Origin of the sequence: Micromonospora sp. NPDC049374 (genome assembly GCF_040677165.1) — a bacterium.
Classification (GTDB): Bacteria; Actinomycetota; Actinomycetes; order Mycobacteriales; family Micromonosporaceae; genus Micromonospora.
The window spans coordinates 162,590-179,077 of record NZ_JBFAQH010000011.1 but is presented as its reverse complement, the minus strand read 5'-3'; the positions used below and the strand labels follow the sequence as shown (position 1 = coordinate 179,077).

Genomic DNA, 16,488 nt, shown 5'->3' with positions numbered 1-16,488 from the left:
GAGTGAGCGGAGCGAGCCCCGCAGCCGCGAGCGAAAGGCGAGCACTGTGACGGACGTTGCCAAGCCGACCGAGACGGTCACCCTCACCATCGACGGCGTCGAGGTCACCGCCCCGAAGGGGGCGCTGCTGATCCGGGTCGCCGAGCAGATGGGCACCGAGATCCCCCGGTTCTGCGACCACCCGCTGCTGGCTCCGGCCGGCGCCTGCCGGCAGTGCCTGGTGGAGGTGGAGGGGCAGCGCAAGCCCGTCGCCTCCTGCACCCAGACGGTCGCCGACGGCATGGTGGTCCGGACCCAGCTCACCTCCCCGGTCGCCAAGAAGGCGCAGGAGGGGATCATGGAGCTGCTGCTCGTGAACCACCCGCTCGACTGCCCGATGTGTGACAAGGGCGGCGAGTGCCCGCTCCAGAACCAGGCGATGTCGACCGGCCGCTCCGACTCCCGGTTCCACGAGCACAAGCGGGAGTACCCGAAGCCGTTGCCGATCAGCACCCAGGTGCTGCTCGACCGCGAGCGGTGCGTGCTCTGCCAGCGGTGCACCCGGTTCACCGAGGAGATCGCCGGCGACAAGTTCATCGACCTGATGAACCGCTCCTCCGCCGAGGAGATCAACATCTACCGGGACGAGGACTACGGGACCGAGGGCGAGGACGGCGACGTCCCGTTCAACTCGTACTTCTCCGGCAACACCGTGCAGATCTGCCCGGTCGGCGCGCTCACCGGCACCCAGTACCGCTTCCGGGCCCGCCCGTTCGACCTGGTCTCCAGCCCGAGCGTGTGCGAGCACTGCTCGGCCGGCTGCGCCCAGCGCACCGACTGGCGTCGGGGCAAGGTGCTGCGCCGGCTGGCCGGCGACGACCCGCAGGTCAACGAGGAGTGGAACTGCGACAAGGGGCGTTGGGGCTTCCAGTACGCCCGCGCCGCCGACCGGCTCACCACCCCGCTGGTACGCGACGAGCACACCGGCGAGCTGCGGGAGGCGTCCTGGAGCGAGGCGCTCAGCGTGGCCGCCGAGGGGCTGCGCGCCGCCCGGGACACGGGCCAGGGCGCCGCGGTGCTCACCGGCGGTCGGCTTACCGTCGAGGACGCGTACGCGTACGCCAAGTTCGCCCGGGTCGCGTTGCACACAAATGACATCGACTTCCGGGCCCGTCCGGCCTCCCGCGAGGAAGCCGACTTCCTGGCCAGCACGGTCGCCGGCAGCACCGACGTCACCTACACCGACGTCGAGAACGCGCCGGCGGTGGTGCTGGTCGGCCTGGAGCCGGAGGAAGAGTGCCCGATCCTCTTCCTGCGGCTGCGCAAGGCGTACCTGAAGAACAAGCTGAAGGTGTACGCGATCGCCCCGTTCGCCACCCGTGGCCTGGAGAAGCTCGGCGCCAAACTGGCCCGGGTCGTGCCGGGCGAGGAGGCCGGGGTGCTCGCCGAGCACGCCACCGTCGCCGAGGCGCTCAGCGCTGAAGGGGCGATCCTGATCGTCGGCGAGCGGCTGGCCACCGTCCCGGGTGGACTCTCCGCCGCCGCCGAGGTGGCCGCGCGTACCGGGGCGAAGCTGGCCTGGGTGCCGCGGCGCGCGGGTGACCGCGGTGCCGTCGACACCGGCTGCCTGCCCAACCTGCTGCCCGGCGGTCGCCTGGTCACCGAGCCCGGGGCCCGGGCCGAGTTGGGCGAGGCGTGGGACATTCCGGCCGGGGTGATCCCGAGTCAGGCCGGCCGGGACACCGACGGCATCCTCGGTGCCGCCGCCACGGGTCAGCTTGGCGCGCTGGTGGTGGCCGGGGTGGATCCGGCCGACCTGGCCGACCCGCGCCTGGCCGAGCAGGCCCTGGAGGCGGTGCCGTTCCTGGTCAGCCTGGAACTGCGGGCCAGCGCGGTCACCCGTCGGGCGAACGTGGTCCTGCCGGTCGCACCGGTGGTGGAGAAGGCCGGCAGCTTCCTGGACTGGGAGGGCCGGCTGCGTCCGTTCGACGCGGTGCTGGACACCGCCGCGATGACCGACGGTCGGGTGCTCGACGCGCTCGCCGCCCAGCTGGACGTGCGGCTGGGCACCGGGGACGTGCTGACCGTCCGGCGTGAGCTGGGCAGCCTGCCGGTGACCCGGGCTGACCGCCCGACCGCGCCCACCGTGCAGCCGGGGGCGGTGCCGCAGCCGGGCACCGGTGAGGCGGTGCTGGCGACCTGGCACCAGCTTGTCGACCTCGGCAGCCTCACCGACGGCGACGAGCACCTGGGTGGCACCGCCCGCCCGCCGGTGGTCCGGCTGGGCAAGGGCAGCGCGGAGGCGCTCGGTGTCGCCGACGGCGACCCGGTCACGGTGGGTACCGACCGGGGTGCGTTGACCCTGCCGGCGGCGATCACCGAGATGCCGGACGGTGTGGTCTGGCTACCCACCAACTCGCCCGGTTCGACCGTGCGGCGCAGCCTGGGCGCTACCTCCGGTGCGGTGGTACGGATCTCGGCACCCGGCACCACCGAGCCGGTCGCCGCCGACGTGGCGGGCCGGCCGGGTCCGATCCTCAACTCCTCCGGGGGTATCGCATGAACCCGCTGGCGCAGGCACCGTCGTTGACCGACTTCGGCCACGACCCGTGGTGGCTGGTCCTCGGCAAGATTGTCTTCGCGTTCGTGGTCGCCCTGCTCGGCACGCTGCTCGGCGTCTGGTTCGAGCGGCGGGTCGTCGGCTTCATGCAGGTCCGGCCCGGGCCGAACCAGCTCGGCCCGTTCGGCCTGCTGCAAACGCTCGCCGACGGCCTGAAGATGGCCTTCAAGGAGGACATCCTCCCGCGCTCGGCGGACAAGGTCATCTACTTCTTCGCCCCGGCCATCTCGGTGATCTGCGCGGTCACCGCGCTGTCGGTGATCCCGTTCGGCCCGATGGTGAGCATCTTCGGCCACCAGACGCCGTTGCAGGTCACCGACGTGCCGGTCGCGGTGCTCGTGGTGCTCGCCCTCTCGTCGATGGCGGTCTACGGCATCGTGCTCGCCGGCTGGGCCTCGGGCTCGACCTACCCGCTGCTCGGCGGCCTGCGGTCCGCCGCCCAGCTGATCTCCTACGAGGTGGCGCTGGGTCTGTCCATCGTGGCGGTGTTCATGCTCGCCGGCACGATGTCCACGAGCGAGATCGTGGCCGCCCAGGGCAGCACGACCGAGCTGACCCTGTTCGGCGCCGACATCCAGACGCCCGGCTGGTACGCGCTGCTGCTCTTCCCGAGCTTCATCGTCTTCTTCATCTCCATCGTCGGCGAGACCAACCGGCCGCCGTTCGATCTCCCGGAGGCGGAGTCGGAGCTGGTGGCCGGCTTCATGACCGAGTACAGCTCGCTCAAGTTCGCGCTGATCATGCTCAGCGAGTACGTCGCGATGGTGACCATGTCGGCCTTCACCGTGACGCTCTTCCTGGGCGGCTGGCACGCGCCGTGGCCGATCACCATATGGTCGGGGGCCAACTCCGGCTGGTGGCCGCTGCTCTGGTTCTTCGGCAAGGTCATCCTGCTGGTCTTCGTCTTCGTCTGGCTGCGCGGCACGCTGCCCCGGCTGCGGTACGACCAGCTGATGCGCTTCGGCTGGAAGGTGCTCATCCCGATCAGCCTGGTCTGGATCGTGGTTCTCGCCGGCCTGCGCACCATCGACGACTGGGACACCCAGAGCCGGATGTACGCCATCGGCATCCCGGCCGGCATCGTGCTGCTCGCCGCGCTGTTCTGGCCGAGCCGCAAGGCGACGCCGAAGCCGACGCTCGTCGAGCAGGTCGACAACCGGCCGCCGGGCAGCTTCCCGCTGCCCCCGATGGATCTCCAGGTACCACCGAGCCCGCGCACCCGGCGCATGGTCGCCGAGCGGGAGCCGGCAAACGCTCCCGCCGGCCAGGACTCTGAGGAGGTGTGACGTGGGCGCGATCACCGGAACGTTCAAGGGCTTCGGGGTCACCTTCTCGCACATGTTCAGGAAGGTCGTCACCACCGACTACCCGTTCACCCCGCCGAAGCCGGCGCCGCGCTACCACGGGCGGCACATCCTCAACCGGCACCCGGACGGGCTGGAAAAGTGCATCGGCTGCGAGCTGTGCGCCTGGGCCTGCCCGGCGGACGCGATCTACGTCGAGGGTGGCGACAACACCGACGAGCAGCGCTTCTCGCCGGGTGAGCGGTACGCCAGCGTCTACCAGATCAACTACGCCCGCTGCATCTTCTGCGGGCTCTGCATCGAGGCGTGCCCGACCCGCTCGTTGACCATGAGCAACGAGTACGAGCTGGCCCGGGACAACCGCCAGGATCTGATCTTCACCAAGGAACAGCTGCTGGCGCCGCTGCTGCCGGGGATGGAGCAGCCGCCGCACCCGATGCGGCTGGGTGACAGCGAGAAGGACTACTACATCGGCAGCCTCACCAACCCGGGCACCTCCGCCGGGGCGGAGCGCTCGCCGATGGGGCCGGGCCGCTATCAGGTGGACGAGCACCCGGGCGTCACCTTCCCCGGTGCCGAGCAGGCCGCCCAGCGGGCCGAGGCGGAGAAGGGGGATTCGGCATGAGCACCTCGACGCTGCTCGCCGCCTCCGGTGCGGTCTCCGGCGGCGAGGCGGTGACCTTCTGGATCCTCGCTCCGCTCGCGCTGGCCGGTGCGATCGGCATGGTCGCCGCCCGCAACGCGGTGCACTCGGCACTGTGGCTGGTGCTGACCATGCTCAGCCTCGGGGTGTTCTACGTACTCCAGGCAGGGCCGTTCATCGGCATGGTGCAGATCATCGTCTACACCGGCGCGATCATGATGCTCTTCCTGTTCGTACTGATGCTTGTCGGTCGGGAAGCCTCCGACTCGCTGATCGAGGTGCTGCGCGGCCAGCGGATCGCGGCGATCGGGCTGGGGCTCGGCTTCGCCGGCCTGCTCGGCAGCGGGGTATACCGGGCCACCCAGGGCAGCACGCCGGTCGGCCTGGAGCAGGCCAACGCGGGCGGCAACGTGGAGGGCATCGCCCGGTTGCTCTTCACCGACTACGTCTTCGCCTTCGAGCTCACCGCGGCGCTGCTGATCACCGCCACCATCGGCGGCATGATCCTCGCGCACGTCGAGCGGCGCAAGGAGGACAAGCGCGACCAGGTGGCCACCATGAAGGCCCGCTTCGCGCCCGGCAACTACCCCGGCCCGAAGCCCGGCCCGGGTGTCTTCGCCACCTCCTCGTCGGTCGCCACCCCGGCCCGCCTGCCGGACGGGCGGCTGAGTGAGCGCAGCACGCCGGACATCCTGCCGGTGCGGGAGCTGACCGCCGAGGAGACCACGCTGAAGGGCACTGAGAAATGAGTGACTTCTTCTCGGTCGAGCCGAACTACTACCTGGTCCTCGCCGCGGTGCTGTTCACCATCGGCGCCGCCGGGGTGCTGGTCCGGCGCAACGCGATCGTGCTGTTCATGTGTGTCGAGCTGATGCTCAACGCGGCCAACCTGGCGCTTGTCACCTTCAGCCGGATGAACGGTGACCTCAACGGCCAGATCATGGCGTTCTTCGTGATGGTGGTGGCGGCGGCCGAGGTCGTGGTCGGGTTGGCCATCATCATGGCGATCTTCCGCACCCGACGCTCCGCCAGCGTCGACGACGCCAACCTGCTGAAGTACTAGAGGGGCCCACCGGTGGACGAAATCATGACGTACGCCCAGGCTGCTCCGGCCGAGACCGTCTCGTACGCGACGGCGGACGGGCTGCTGAGCAGCGTCTGGCTGCTGGTGGCCATCCCGCTGGTCAGCGCGGCGATCCTGCTGCTGCTCGGTCGGCGGGCCGACCGCTGGGGGCACTGGCTCGGGGTGGCCGCGGTCGGCGCCGCCTTCCTGCTCGGCCTGAGCTACTTTTTCGGCCTGCGCGGCCTGGAGAACAGGTCGGTCCAGCTGAGCCTCTGGGACTTCATCGCGGTCGGCGGCCTGCACGTGGACTTCGGTCTGCTGTTCGATCCGCTGGCCGGGGTCTTCGTCCTGCTGATCACCGGTGTGGGTTTCCTGATCCACCTGTACGCGGTCGAGTACATGGCGCACGATGAGCGCCGCCGACTGTTCTTCGCGTACTTCAACCTGTTCATCGCGGCCATGTTGCTGCTGGTGCTCGGCAACAACTACGTGATGCTGTACTTCGGCTGGGAGGGCGTCGGTCTGGCGTCGTACCTGCTGATCTCCTTCTGGTACACCAAGCCGGCCGCCGCCACCGCCGGTAAGAAGGCGTTCCTGATGAACCGGGTCGGCGACGCCGGCCTCGCCATCGCCATCTTCATCATGTTCGCCACCCTCGGCACCACCCAGTACGACGAGGTGTTCAACGGGGTCGGCGCGCTGGCCGGCGGCACCGTGCTGGTGCTCGGCGTGCTGCTGCTGCTCGGCGCGGCCGGCAAGTCCGGCCAGTTCCCGCTCCAGGCGTGGTTGCCGGACGCGATGGAGGGCCCGACCCCGGTGTCGGCGCTGATCCACGCCGCGACGATGGTCACCGCCGGTGTCTACCTGATCGCCCGCTCCAACATCATCTTCTCGGCGAACGCCACGTTGCAGCTGGTGGTGGTCAGCGTCGGTGCGCTGACCCTGCTCATCGGCGCGATCATCGGGTGCGCCAAGGACGACATCAAGCGGGTGCTGGCCTGGTCCACGGTCAGCCAGATCGGCTACATGTTCCTCGGCGTCGGGCTGGGCGGCGCGGCGTACGCGCTGGCCATCGTGCACCTGCTGGCGCACGGCTTCTTCAAGGCCAACATGTTCCTCGGTGCCGGCTCGGTCATGCACGGCATGAAGGACCAGGTCGACATCCGTCGCTTCGGCGGCCTGTCCAAGTACATGAAGATCACCTGGCTGACCTTCGGTGCGGGCTGGCTGGCCATCATCGGCCTGCCACCGTTCTCCGGCTTCTTCTCCAAGGAGCCGATCATCGTGGAGGCGTTCGCCCGGGAGGGCTGGACCGCCTGGCTGTTCGGCGGCGCCGCGCTGCTCGGCGCCGGACTGACCGCGTTCTACATGACCCGCTTGTTCGTGCTCACCTTCCACGGGCCGAAGCGGTGGACCACGGACATCGAACACCCGCACGAGTCGCCGCCGCTGATGACGATCCCGCTGATCCTGCTGGCGATCGGCTCGGTCGGTGCGGGTGCGCTGATGGCGGGTCCGGTTCCCACCTGGCTGGAGGCGACTGGCGGGCTGGGCGCCCAGACCGAGCCGCACGAGGCGGTGCTCTCGCATCTGGCGATCACCGTGCTCGCGCTACTGGTCACGGTCATCGGCGCGGGTCTGGCCTGGTTCCTGTTCCGGGGCGGCACGGCGATCTCGCCGCAGCCGGCCGGGGTGCTGGTCACCGCCGCCCGCAAGAACCTCTACACCGACACGGTCAACGAGGCGGTCTTCGAGAAGCCGGGCATCTTCCTCACCCGGGCGCTCGTCTACCTGGACAACCGGGGCATCGACGGGCTGATCAACGGACTGGCCGCGGGCGTCGGCGGTGGATCGGGCCGGCTCCGGCGGTTGCAGACCGGCTTCGTCCGGTCGTACGCCACCTCGATCCTGACCGGCGCGCTGCTGGTGGTGGCCGCCTTCCTGGCCGTACAGGCGGGGTGGTTGGCGTGATCGACCTCTTGAGGCTGTCGGCCTCTCAGGCGGCCGTCGCCGGCGGACCGCACAGTGACGACGGAGGTAAGGCCGCATAATGTCCGACTTCCCGTTCCTCTCGGTGCTCACCGTGGCGCCGCTTGTCGGCGCCGTGGTCGTCGCCCTCCTGCCGCGCAGCCGGCCGACGCTGGCGAAGCAGGTCGCGCTCGGCTGGTCGCTGCTGGTGCTGGCGCTGTCGGTGGCCATGTGGGTCACCTGGCAGGTCGACGGTCAGCGCTTCCAGTTCCGCGAGTCGTACCCGTGGATCCCGAACTGGGGGGTCAACTTCACCTTCGCCGCCGACGGCATCGCGCTTGTCATGCTGATGCTGATCGCGGTGCTGGTGCCGCTGGTGATCCTGGCCTCCTGGCACGACGCCGAGTCGTCCAAGCGGTCGGTGCCGGTCTACTTCGCGCTGCTGCTGGTCCTCGAATGCACGATGCTCGGCGTCTTCGCCGCCGCCGACGTCTTCCTGTTCTACGTGTTCTTCGAGGTCATGCTGGTGCCGATGTACTTCCTGATCGGCAGCTACGGCGGCCACCAGCGGCAGTACGCGGCGGTGAAGTTCTTCCTCTACTCGCTTGTCGGTGGCCTGTTCATGCTGGCCGCCGTGATCGGCCTGTGGGTGGTCGGCGGCAAGACCTTCGACTGGGTGGCGCTGTCGGAGGTGGACATCTCCACCGGCGCCGAGCGCTGGTTGTTCCTCGGGTTCTTCATCGCGTTCGCGATCAAGGCGCCGTTCTTCCCGTTCCACACCTGGCTGCCGGACGCCGGTGGCGCGGCCCCCGCCGGTGCCGCCGCACTGCTGGTCGGCGTCCTGGACAAGGTCGGCACCTTCGGCATCCTGCGGTACTGCCTGCCGCTGTTCCCCGACGCGGCCCAGTGGTTCGCGCCGTGGGCGCTGGGCCTGGCGGTCATCGGGATCATCTACGCGGCGCTGCTGGCCGTCGGGCAGAACGACCTGAAGCGGCTGGTGTCGTACACGTCGATCGCCCACTTCGGCTTCATCGGCGTGGGCATCTTCGCCTTCACCACCCAGGCGGGCACCGGTGCCGTGCTCTACATGGTCAACCACGGCCTCGCCACCGGGCTGCTCTTCCTGGTGGTGGGCATGCTGATCGCGCGCCGGGGCTCGGCGCTGGTAAGTGACTTCGGTGGCGCGGGCAAGCTGGTGCCGGTGCTGGCCGGTGTGCTCTTCTTCGCCGGTCTCGCCTCGCTGGCACTGCCCGGCACCGCGCCGTTCGTCTCCGAGTTCCTGGTACTGATCGGCACGTTCACGGTGAACAAGCCGGTCGCCGTGATCGCCACGCTGGGCATCATCCTGGCGGCGGCGTACGTGCTGTGGATGGTGCAGCGCACCACGCAGGGCACCCTCAACCCGGCGCTGACCGAGATCGACGGCATGAAGCGCGACCTCAACCTGCGCGAGAAGGTCGTCGTCGCCCCGCTGATCGCGCTGATCCTGGTGCTCGGCTTCTACCCGAAGCCCGTGACGGACGTGATCAACCCCGCCATCCAGGCGACCATGGAGGACGTCGGCCGGACCGACCCGGCCCCGTCGGTAGACACCGTGCAGGAGGCGATCCGGTGAGCGCGAGGAGTGAGCTTGCGAGCCCCGCAGTCGCGAACGAAAGGGCGGTCCAGTGACCGAGCTTGAACTGCCGCCGATCGACTACGCGGCGATCGCGCCGATCCTGATCATGCTTGGCGCGGCGGTGGTCGGGGTGCTGGTCGAGGCGTTCGTGCCCCGGCGTCTGCGGCATCCCGTGCAGCTGCCGCTGGCGCTGCTTGCGGTTCTCGCGGCGTTGACGATGGTGGTGGTCAACGCCGACAAGCGGGTGATCACCATCGGGGTGATCGCCGTCGACGGGCCGACGCTGTTCCTCCAGGGCGCGATCCTCGCCCTGTCTGCGGTGGCGCTGCTGCTGCTCGGCGAGCGGGTGGTCGAGCGGGGCGGTGCGTTCGTGGCCCAGGCCGCGGTGACCGCCGACTCGCCGGAGGACCGCCAGCAGGCGGAGAACGCCGGCGGCGCGGGTGAGGTGTACCCGCTTACCACCTTCGCGATCGCCGGCATGCTGATCTTCGTTTCGGCGAACGACCTGCTGACCATGTTCATCGCGCTCGAGGTCTTCTCGCTGCCGCTCTACCTGCTCTGCGCGCTGGCCCGTCGTCGGCGACTGCTGAGCCAGGAGGCGGCGATGAAGTACTTCCTGCTCGGCGCGTACGCCTCGGCGTTCTTCCTGTTCGGCCTGGCGCTGATCTACGGCTTCACCGCCGGTCTGGGCGACCGGCAGGCGGGCGTCGACTTCGCCACCGTCAACGCGGCCGTGGCGAACTCGACGGCCAGCCCGGTGCTCCTCTTCGCCGGTATGGCGCTGGTCGCCATCGGTCTGCTGTTCAAGGCGGCCGCCGCGCCGTTCCACGTCTGGACGCCGGACGTCTACCAGGGTGCGCCGACGCCGTTGACCGGGTTCATGGCGGCCTGCACCAAGGTTGCCGCGTTCGGTGCCCTGCTGCGGGTGTTCCACGTGGCCTTCGAGGGGGCCCGCTGGGACTTCACCCCGGTGCTGGGCGCTGTGGCGGTGCTCACCATGCTTGTCGGCGCGCTGTTCGCGGTGACCCAGACCGACATCAAGCGGCTGCTGGCGTACTCGTCCATCGCCAACGCCGGCTACCTGCTGGTCGGTGTGCTCGCGCCGGGCAGTGAGGGCCTTTCCGGCACCATGTTCTACCTGGTCGCGTACGGTTTCACGGTGTTGGCCGCATTCGCGGTGGTGACGCTTGTGCGCGACGCCGACGGTGAGGCGACCCACCTGTCCCGCTGGGCCGGGCTGGGACGGCGGTCGCCGGTCTATGCCGCCGTCTTCACCTTCGTCCTGCTCGCCTTCGCGGGTATCCCGATGACCAGCGGCTTTACCAGCAAGTTCGCGGTCTTCGGCCCGGCGCTGGACGGCGGGCAGGTGTGGCTGGTCATCGCGGGTGTGTTGACCAGCATGGTGTTGGCCTTCCCGTACCTGCGGGTCGTGGTGCTGATGTGGCTCTCCGAGCCGGGTGACTCGACGCCGACGGTGGCCGTTCCCGGCGGGCTCACCTCGGCGGCGCTGGTGATCGGGGTGCTCGCCACGCTGGTGCTCGGCGTCGCGCCGTCGCCGCTGCTCGATCTCGCGTCCTCCGCCGCCGACTTCGTCCGGTAGCGGCTGACCTGCCGATCGAGGGCCGGTCCACGCTCTGTGGGCCGGCCCTCGCCGTGTATCCCCGGTCCGGTGCAGGTAGAACGTGTGTGGCATGGTGGAGGCGTGGTGATTAGGGGTGGCGAGGGTTCAGGTGTCACCGGCTCCGGTGCTCGCCGGAGCCGCTCCAGCGCGGGTCAGTTCGGCGCGCTCGGGCTTCACCTCGCCGATCCGCGCAGCGAGGAGTCCGTACTCGGCGTGCTGGCAGCGGTGGAAACGGAGCTGTTGGCCAGCATCGCCAGCGCCGACCCGTTCGTCACCGAGGCGGCGCGGCATCTGGTGGAGGCCGGCGGGAAGCGGTTCCGGCCGCTGCTGGTGGCCCTGGGCGCCCAGTTCGGCGATCCAACCCGAGCCGAGGTCGTCTCGGCGGCCGTGGTGGTGGAGCTGACCCACCTGGCCACGCTCTACCACGATGACGTGATGGATGAGGCATCGGTGCGCCGGGGCGCGCCCAGCGCCAACTCCCGGTGGACCAACTCGGTGGCCATCCTGGTCGGCGACTACCTCTTCGCCCGGGCCGCGGACGTGGCGGCCGAGCTGGGCCCCGAGGCGGTACGCCTGCAGGCGCGGACGTTCGCCCGGCTGGTCCACGGCCAGATCGCCGAGACCGTCGGCCCCCGGGCCGACGACGATCCGGTGGCGCACTACCTGCGGGTGATCGCCGAGAAGACGGGCTCCCTGATCGCCACCAGCGCGCACTTCGGCGCCCAGTTCAGTGGGGCGACGCCGGAGCACGTGGCGGCGCTGGCCGGGTACGGCGAGACCATCGGGGTGGCTTTCCAGCTCTCCGATGATCTGCTCGACATCGCCAGCGAGTCGACGGAGTCGGGCAAGACGCCCGGCACCGACCTGCGGGAGGGCGTGCCCACCCTGCCGGTGCTCTACGCCCTCGCCTCCGACGACGCGGACGCCGCGTCGGTGCGGCTGCGGGAGATCCTGGCCACCGGGCCGCTGACCGACGACACCCGGCACGCGGAGGCGCTCGGCCTGCTCCGCGAGAGCCCTGCTCTCAAGCGCGCCCGCGAAACCGTCCGCAGCTACGCCGAGGACGCCCGCGCCCAACTGGCACCCCTGCCGGCCAGTCCGGCCCGCCACGCCCTCGAATCCCTCTGCGACCACATCGCCGACCGCACCAGCTGACCCACCCCCACCTCCATCGGCGTGATCAAGAAGTTTTGGTCGCCGTCCGCGCGGATCTAGACGCAAACTTCTTGATCAACCGCTTGGGCGCGGGTGTGGGTCAGCGGGGGTGGGGAGTAGGCGGGTGGCCGTCAGCATCAGGGTGGCGGCGACGAGCATGGCGACGGCGGCTGTCAGCCACATCGCGGGGTAGCCGGCTGCGGCGGCCAGGGGGCCGAGGGCGAGCGGGCCGAGGCAGCCGCCCGCGTACACCCCGGTCTGCGTGATCGAGGTGGCCGCGGCCGGTGCCTGCGGATGCAGTTGGACCACCGCGAAGTTCATCAGCCCGGGCCAGGACCAGCCGAGACCGAAGCCGAGCACCACGCCCACCACCAACGGCCCGGGGCCGGCCACCGCGAGCAGGCCCAGCCCCACCGCACCGGCCACCAGCAGAGCGGCGATCACCGCGATGTGTCCGCCGGTGCGTCGGTCGGCCAGCCAGCCGACCCCGATCCGCGCCGCCACGCAGACCGCGCTGCCGAGGGTCAGGGTGAGCCCGGCCATTCCCGGACCGAGACCCCGATCGACCGAGGCGTCGACCACGAAGGTGCCCAGCGCGTTCGCCGCACCCGCGGCCAGCGTCGCGGCCACCCCGACGAGCACCAGTCCCGGGCTCGCGCCGCCGGTCCTTCCGGTGCGCCGCCGTGCGGGCTGGGCGCCCTGCGCGGGTACGGCCGGCAGCGCGGCCAGTGCGGCACCGGCTGCCGCCACGAAGGCCCACCGCCAACCGACGGTCAGCGCGACGGTGGGCACCGCCACGCCGGCAAGCAGGGTGGAGACCGGGATGGCCGCCTGCTTGACGCCGAACGACAGGCCCTGCCGACGGGGCGGGACGTGCCGGGCGAGCAGGGCGTTGCTGGACAGTTGACCGAGTGCGTTCGCGGTGCCGGCCACGGCGAGCAGACCGACAAGCACCGGATACGACCGGGCGGCCACCGCAACGGCCAGCAGGGAGCCGGCGGACACCACGATGCCGGCCCGGGCCACCACGGCGGCACCCCACCGCTCGACCAGCCCACCGGAGGGCACCGAGGCGAGGGCACCGACCGCGAAATAGACCGCCACGACGAGTCCCAGGCCGGCGGGGGAGAAACCCAACTCCTCCCGCATCTGCACGGCGAGACCGCCGACCAGAAAGACCGGCAGGACACAGACGATCGTGACGGTGACCGCGACCGCACTGGCCCGGACAGGCCGTGCGACAGTCGCCGAGGTACGTGGAGGGGCGATGTGGGTCATGGTGCGGCCAACCTACGCCAGCCGCATCTCGGCAACGGAAAGTGCGGTGCACCTCACATCGCGTACTCGATTACCTTGGATCATCCACCCGATCAGGCGTTTCGCGGCGGGCCGCTTTTTCATATGGTGTAAGTCCCCGGTGGCGGAGGTGGTTGTGCGTGACCCCCTGGCGGAACCTTCGGACCTGATCCGAAGTGTCTCCCGCGCGCTTCGAGTGCTTGAGTCGGTCGGTCGTGCCCCGCGGGGCCTGACGGTCAAACAGATAGCCCGCCGTTGCGAGCTGACCGTGGCCACCACGTACCACCTGGTCCGCACCCTCGCCTACGAGGGCTATGTGATCCGTCGGGAGGACGGCACGTACATCGTGGGTCTGGAGGTGGCCGACCGCTACCGCGAGCTGGTCGCCGCGTTCCGCGGCTCACCGGCCATCGGGGAGAGCCTGCGGCGGGCGGCCCTGGAGACCGGCTGGAGTCACTTCCTGGGCCGGTTCGTGGGTGGCCAGGTGGCGATCACCGCCGTGGCGGAGGGACACCGCTCGCCGTACCTGGAGGATCTCGTCCCCGGGTTCGACGAGGGCGCGCATGCGACCGCGCTCGGCAAGGCCCTGCTCGCCACGCTCACCGCCGAGCAGCGCCAACGTTACCTGCGCGAGTACGGCATGCGTCCGTTCACCAGCGCCACCCTCACCACCCCTGAGGCCTTCGAGGCCGACCTGTCGGCGGGGGACCGACGCGGGATGCAGCTGGAGTTGGGCCAGTTCCGGCAGGGTGTGGCCTGCGCCGCCGTACTGGTGTGCCCGGACAAGGACATGGAACGGCGCACGGTGCTGGCCTGCGCGTTGCCGGCCAGCGAGATGATGACCTCCGCCCGGGTGGTGCGGACGAAACTGCTCACCGCCGCGCGCGCCATCGCCGACGGCCTGGCCGCCGACAACTGACCCTCGGCACCTGCCGAGACGGCCCCCTCCCTGGTGGGGAGAGGGCCGTCGGATGGGCGGCCGGCGCGATGCCGGATCGGGGTCAGCTACCGACCGGTCCGCCGTCCAGCCGCCAGGTCACCACCACACCCGGCTTGGCGTAGTCGCCGTCCGGCCAGGTGGAGGCCGGGTCGTCGACCGTGGCACCGGTGATCTCACCCGGGTGCTGCACGGCCACGAAGACCGAACGCTCGTCTTCGGTGAAGAACGGGCCGCAGGTTTCCGCGCCGACCGGCACCGTCAGGAACTGCTTCAGGTGGCCCTTCTCCGGCCCTTCGATGGGCGTAGCGAAGAGCCCGTCGTTGCTGCCCAGGGCGTTGCCGTCGGTGGAGATCCACAGGTTGCCGGCCCGGTCGAAGAGCAGGTTGTCCGGGCAGGAGATCGGCGACACCTTGGTCTTGTCGTACCCGGCGAAGTAGGTCGACGGGTCCGCGGGGTCGCCGCAGACGATCGGCAGCGACCACCGGAACGTGTCGGAGGTGTTGTCCCCCCGGTCCTCGACCAGTTCCAGGATCTGCCCGTGCCGGTTCGCGGTACGCGGGTTGGCCTCGTCCGGCGCCGGGTTGCTGCCGACCCCACGGGCGGAGTTGTTGGTCAGCGCCACGTACACCTTGCCGGTGCGCGGGCTGATCTCCACCTCCTCGGGGCGGTCCATCTTGGTCGCCGCGGCCTTGTCGGCGGCGATGCGGGTGAAGGTCAGCACCTCGGCGGCGGTCATGCCGTCCACGTAGGAGCGGTTGCCGCTGACCAGCTTGATCCAGCGGCCCCTGCCGTTGAAGGCGCCGTCGCTGGGCAGGCTGCCGGAACCGTCGATCTCACCGGCGCTGGTCTGGTCGAGCTTGGCGACGTAGAGGGTGCCCGACTCCAGCAGCGTCAGGTTGTGCTTGCGGGCGACCCAGGAGTCACCCTTCATGAACTTCTTGTCCGAGACGAACTTGTAGAGGTAGTCGAAGCGCTCGTCGTCGCCCATGTACGCGACCACGTGCCCGCTGCGCGCGACGATGACGTTCGCGCCCTCGTGCTTGAACCGGCCGAGCGCGGTGTGCTTGCGCGGGCGGCTCTCCGGGTCGAACGGATCGATCTCCACGACCCAGCCGTGCCGGTTGGCCTCGTTGGGGTGCTTGGCGAGGTCGAAGCGGTCGGCGGCCCGGTCCCACTTGCGGCTGCCGCTGGGGTAGCGGGCGGTGGTGGAGATGCCGTAGCGCGCCAGCCGGGCCTTCTCCGACTCCGGCGCCGCGTCGCCGCCGACGAAGTACTGGTTGAAGTTCTCCTCACCGGACAGCACGGTGCCCCAGGGGGTGACGCCGCCGGCGCAGTTGTTAAGCGTGCCGATGACCGTACGACCCTTCGGGTCGGCGGCCGTCTTCAGGAACGACGAGCCGGCGGCCGGGCCGGTCAGCTCGAACTTGCTGCTCAGCGCGTCGACGCGGCGGTTGTACGGTCGGCGGCCGGAGTCGACGACCTGCCACTGGCCGGTGCCGGCGACCCGCTCGATCTCCACCACGGACATGCCGTGTGCGGCCATCGCCACCTTCACCTGCTCGACGCTTAGCGCGTCCTGGCTGGTGAAGCCCGGGAACATCAGGTCCTCGTTGGTGTACTCGTGGTTGACCACCAGCAGCGCGCGCTTGCCGCGCTTGTCCAGCGGCAGCACGCCGACGAAGTCGTTGTTGTAGCCGAACTGCTTGGCCTGCGCGGCGGCGGTCTGCCGGCGCAGGTTGAACTCCGGCGCACCGGGCACCACCGGGTCACCCCAGCGGATGACCACGGCGTGGTCGTAGCCGTTCGGAACGACGAACGTGTCGAGGGTGTTCGGCGGGATCGGCTTGAAGCTCAGGGCACCGCTGCCCGGGCGACGGCCGGCCGCCGCCGGCTGACCGGCCGGGGGCACCGGGGGGACCGGGGCTGCGGCGGCGGGAGCCGCGCCGGCCAGCGCGCCGGCCGCAGCGCCGCTGAAACCGAGCACCAGAGCGCCGACCGCCCCGGCGCGGACCACACCGCGGCGGCTGACCTCGGCGTTCACCACATCACCGAAGTACGGGTTGTCGGAGGTGTTGGGTACCGGGTGGTCACAGGCGTTGCCGCAGCGGTAGAGGCAGGTCATGGCGTCGCGGCTGCCGTGGCGGGGGGTGCCCAGCAGCGGGAGCAGCCGGGGACGGTCGCTCATGGGGAGGATCCTCCTGAGGGTCGGTGCACGTCGGTGCAGGTCACCGACGCGTACCCGCCGGACGCTAGGGCGGCGCGGTGAGCGCGGGTCAGCGTC

Annotated in this window: 12 protein-coding genes; 10 read left to right on the top strand and 2 right to left on the bottom strand. The window is 70.4% G+C overall.

The features are described 5' to 3' along the window. Window positions 1–46 precede the first annotated feature (46 nt). From AB0J93_RS19565 to AB0J93_RS19525, 9 genes are all read left to right on the top strand, one after another. A complete protein-coding gene (locus tag AB0J93_RS19565; RefSeq protein WP_363923707.1) occupies window positions 47–2,542 on the top strand; it encodes an NADH-quinone oxidoreductase subunit G in 2,496 nt (831 codons plus the stop codon). Further along, window positions 2,539–3,885, top strand: coding sequence for an NADH-quinone oxidoreductase subunit NuoH (nuoH, locus tag AB0J93_RS19560; RefSeq protein ID WP_363923705.1), 1,347 nt, complete (start codon window positions 2,539–2,541; stop codon window positions 3,883–3,885). Before AB0J93_RS19565 ends, nuoH begins: the two co-directional genes overlap by 4 nt. A 1-nt stretch (window position 3,886) precedes the next feature. Continuing rightward, window positions 3,887–4,528, top strand: coding sequence for an NADH-quinone oxidoreductase subunit NuoI (nuoI, locus tag AB0J93_RS19555; protein WP_363923703.1), 642 nt, complete (start codon window positions 3,887–3,889; stop codon window positions 4,526–4,528). Then, window positions 4,525–5,295, top strand: a complete 771-nt coding sequence (locus AB0J93_RS19550; protein ID WP_099847902.1) for an NADH-quinone oxidoreductase subunit J — start codon at window positions 4,525–4,527, stop codon at window positions 5,293–5,295. Before nuoI ends, AB0J93_RS19550 begins: the two co-directional genes overlap by 4 nt. After that, window positions 5,292–5,609: an NADH-quinone oxidoreductase subunit NuoK gene (gene nuoK, locus AB0J93_RS19545; RefSeq protein ID WP_013731028.1), complete on the top strand. Its 318-nt coding sequence runs from the start codon at window positions 5,292–5,294 to the stop codon at window positions 5,607–5,609. The genes AB0J93_RS19550 and nuoK overlap by 4 nt, the downstream gene beginning before the upstream one ends. A gap of 24 nt (window positions 5,610–5,633) precedes the next feature. Then, complete coding sequence (gene nuoL / locus AB0J93_RS19540) at window positions 5,634–7,580, top strand: NADH-quinone oxidoreductase subunit L (protein WP_363923782.1); 1,947 nt, start codon at window positions 5,634–5,636, stop codon at window positions 7,578–7,580. A gap of 79 nt (window positions 7,581–7,659) precedes the next feature. Continuing rightward, on the top strand, window positions 7,660–9,192 hold the full coding sequence (locus AB0J93_RS19535; protein WP_363923699.1) for an NADH-quinone oxidoreductase subunit M: 1,533 nt from the start codon (window positions 7,660–7,662) through the stop codon (window positions 9,190–9,192). Window positions 9,193–9,244: 52 nt separating this feature from the next. Beyond that, window positions 9,245–10,795 carry an NADH-quinone oxidoreductase subunit NuoN gene (gene nuoN, locus AB0J93_RS19530; protein ID WP_363923697.1) on the top strand — a complete coding sequence of 517 codons (1,551 nt, stop codon included), beginning with the start codon at window positions 9,245–9,247 and terminating at the stop codon, window positions 10,793–10,795. Between the two features lie 108 nt (window positions 10,796–10,903). Then, on the top strand, window positions 10,904–11,971 hold the full coding sequence (locus AB0J93_RS19525; protein WP_363923781.1) for a polyprenyl synthetase family protein: 1,068 nt from the start codon (window positions 10,904–10,906) through the stop codon (window positions 11,969–11,971). 75 nt (window positions 11,972–12,046) lie between these two features. On the opposite strand, the gene AB0J93_RS19520 is transcribed toward AB0J93_RS19525, so the two are convergent. Next, window positions 12,047–13,249, bottom strand: coding sequence for an MFS transporter (locus AB0J93_RS19520; RefSeq protein ID WP_363923695.1), 1,203 nt, complete (start codon window positions 13,247–13,249; stop codon window positions 12,047–12,049). Window positions 13,250–13,403: 154 nt separating this feature from the next. Between AB0J93_RS19520 and AB0J93_RS19515 the strand changes: the two genes are divergently transcribed. Beyond that, window positions 13,404–14,186 (top strand): IclR family transcriptional regulator C-terminal domain-containing protein, encoded by a 783-nt coding sequence (locus AB0J93_RS19515; protein WP_363923693.1) that lies wholly within the window; start codon window positions 13,404–13,406, stop codon window positions 14,184–14,186. A gap of 82 nt (window positions 14,187–14,268) precedes the next feature. Here the strand turns inward: AB0J93_RS19515 and AB0J93_RS19510 are convergent, their stop codons facing one another. After that, complete coding sequence (locus tag AB0J93_RS19510) at window positions 14,269–16,392, bottom strand: PhoX family phosphatase (RefSeq protein WP_363923691.1); 2,124 nt, start codon at window positions 16,390–16,392, stop codon at window positions 14,269–14,271. Window positions 16,393–16,488 lie beyond the last annotated feature (96 nt).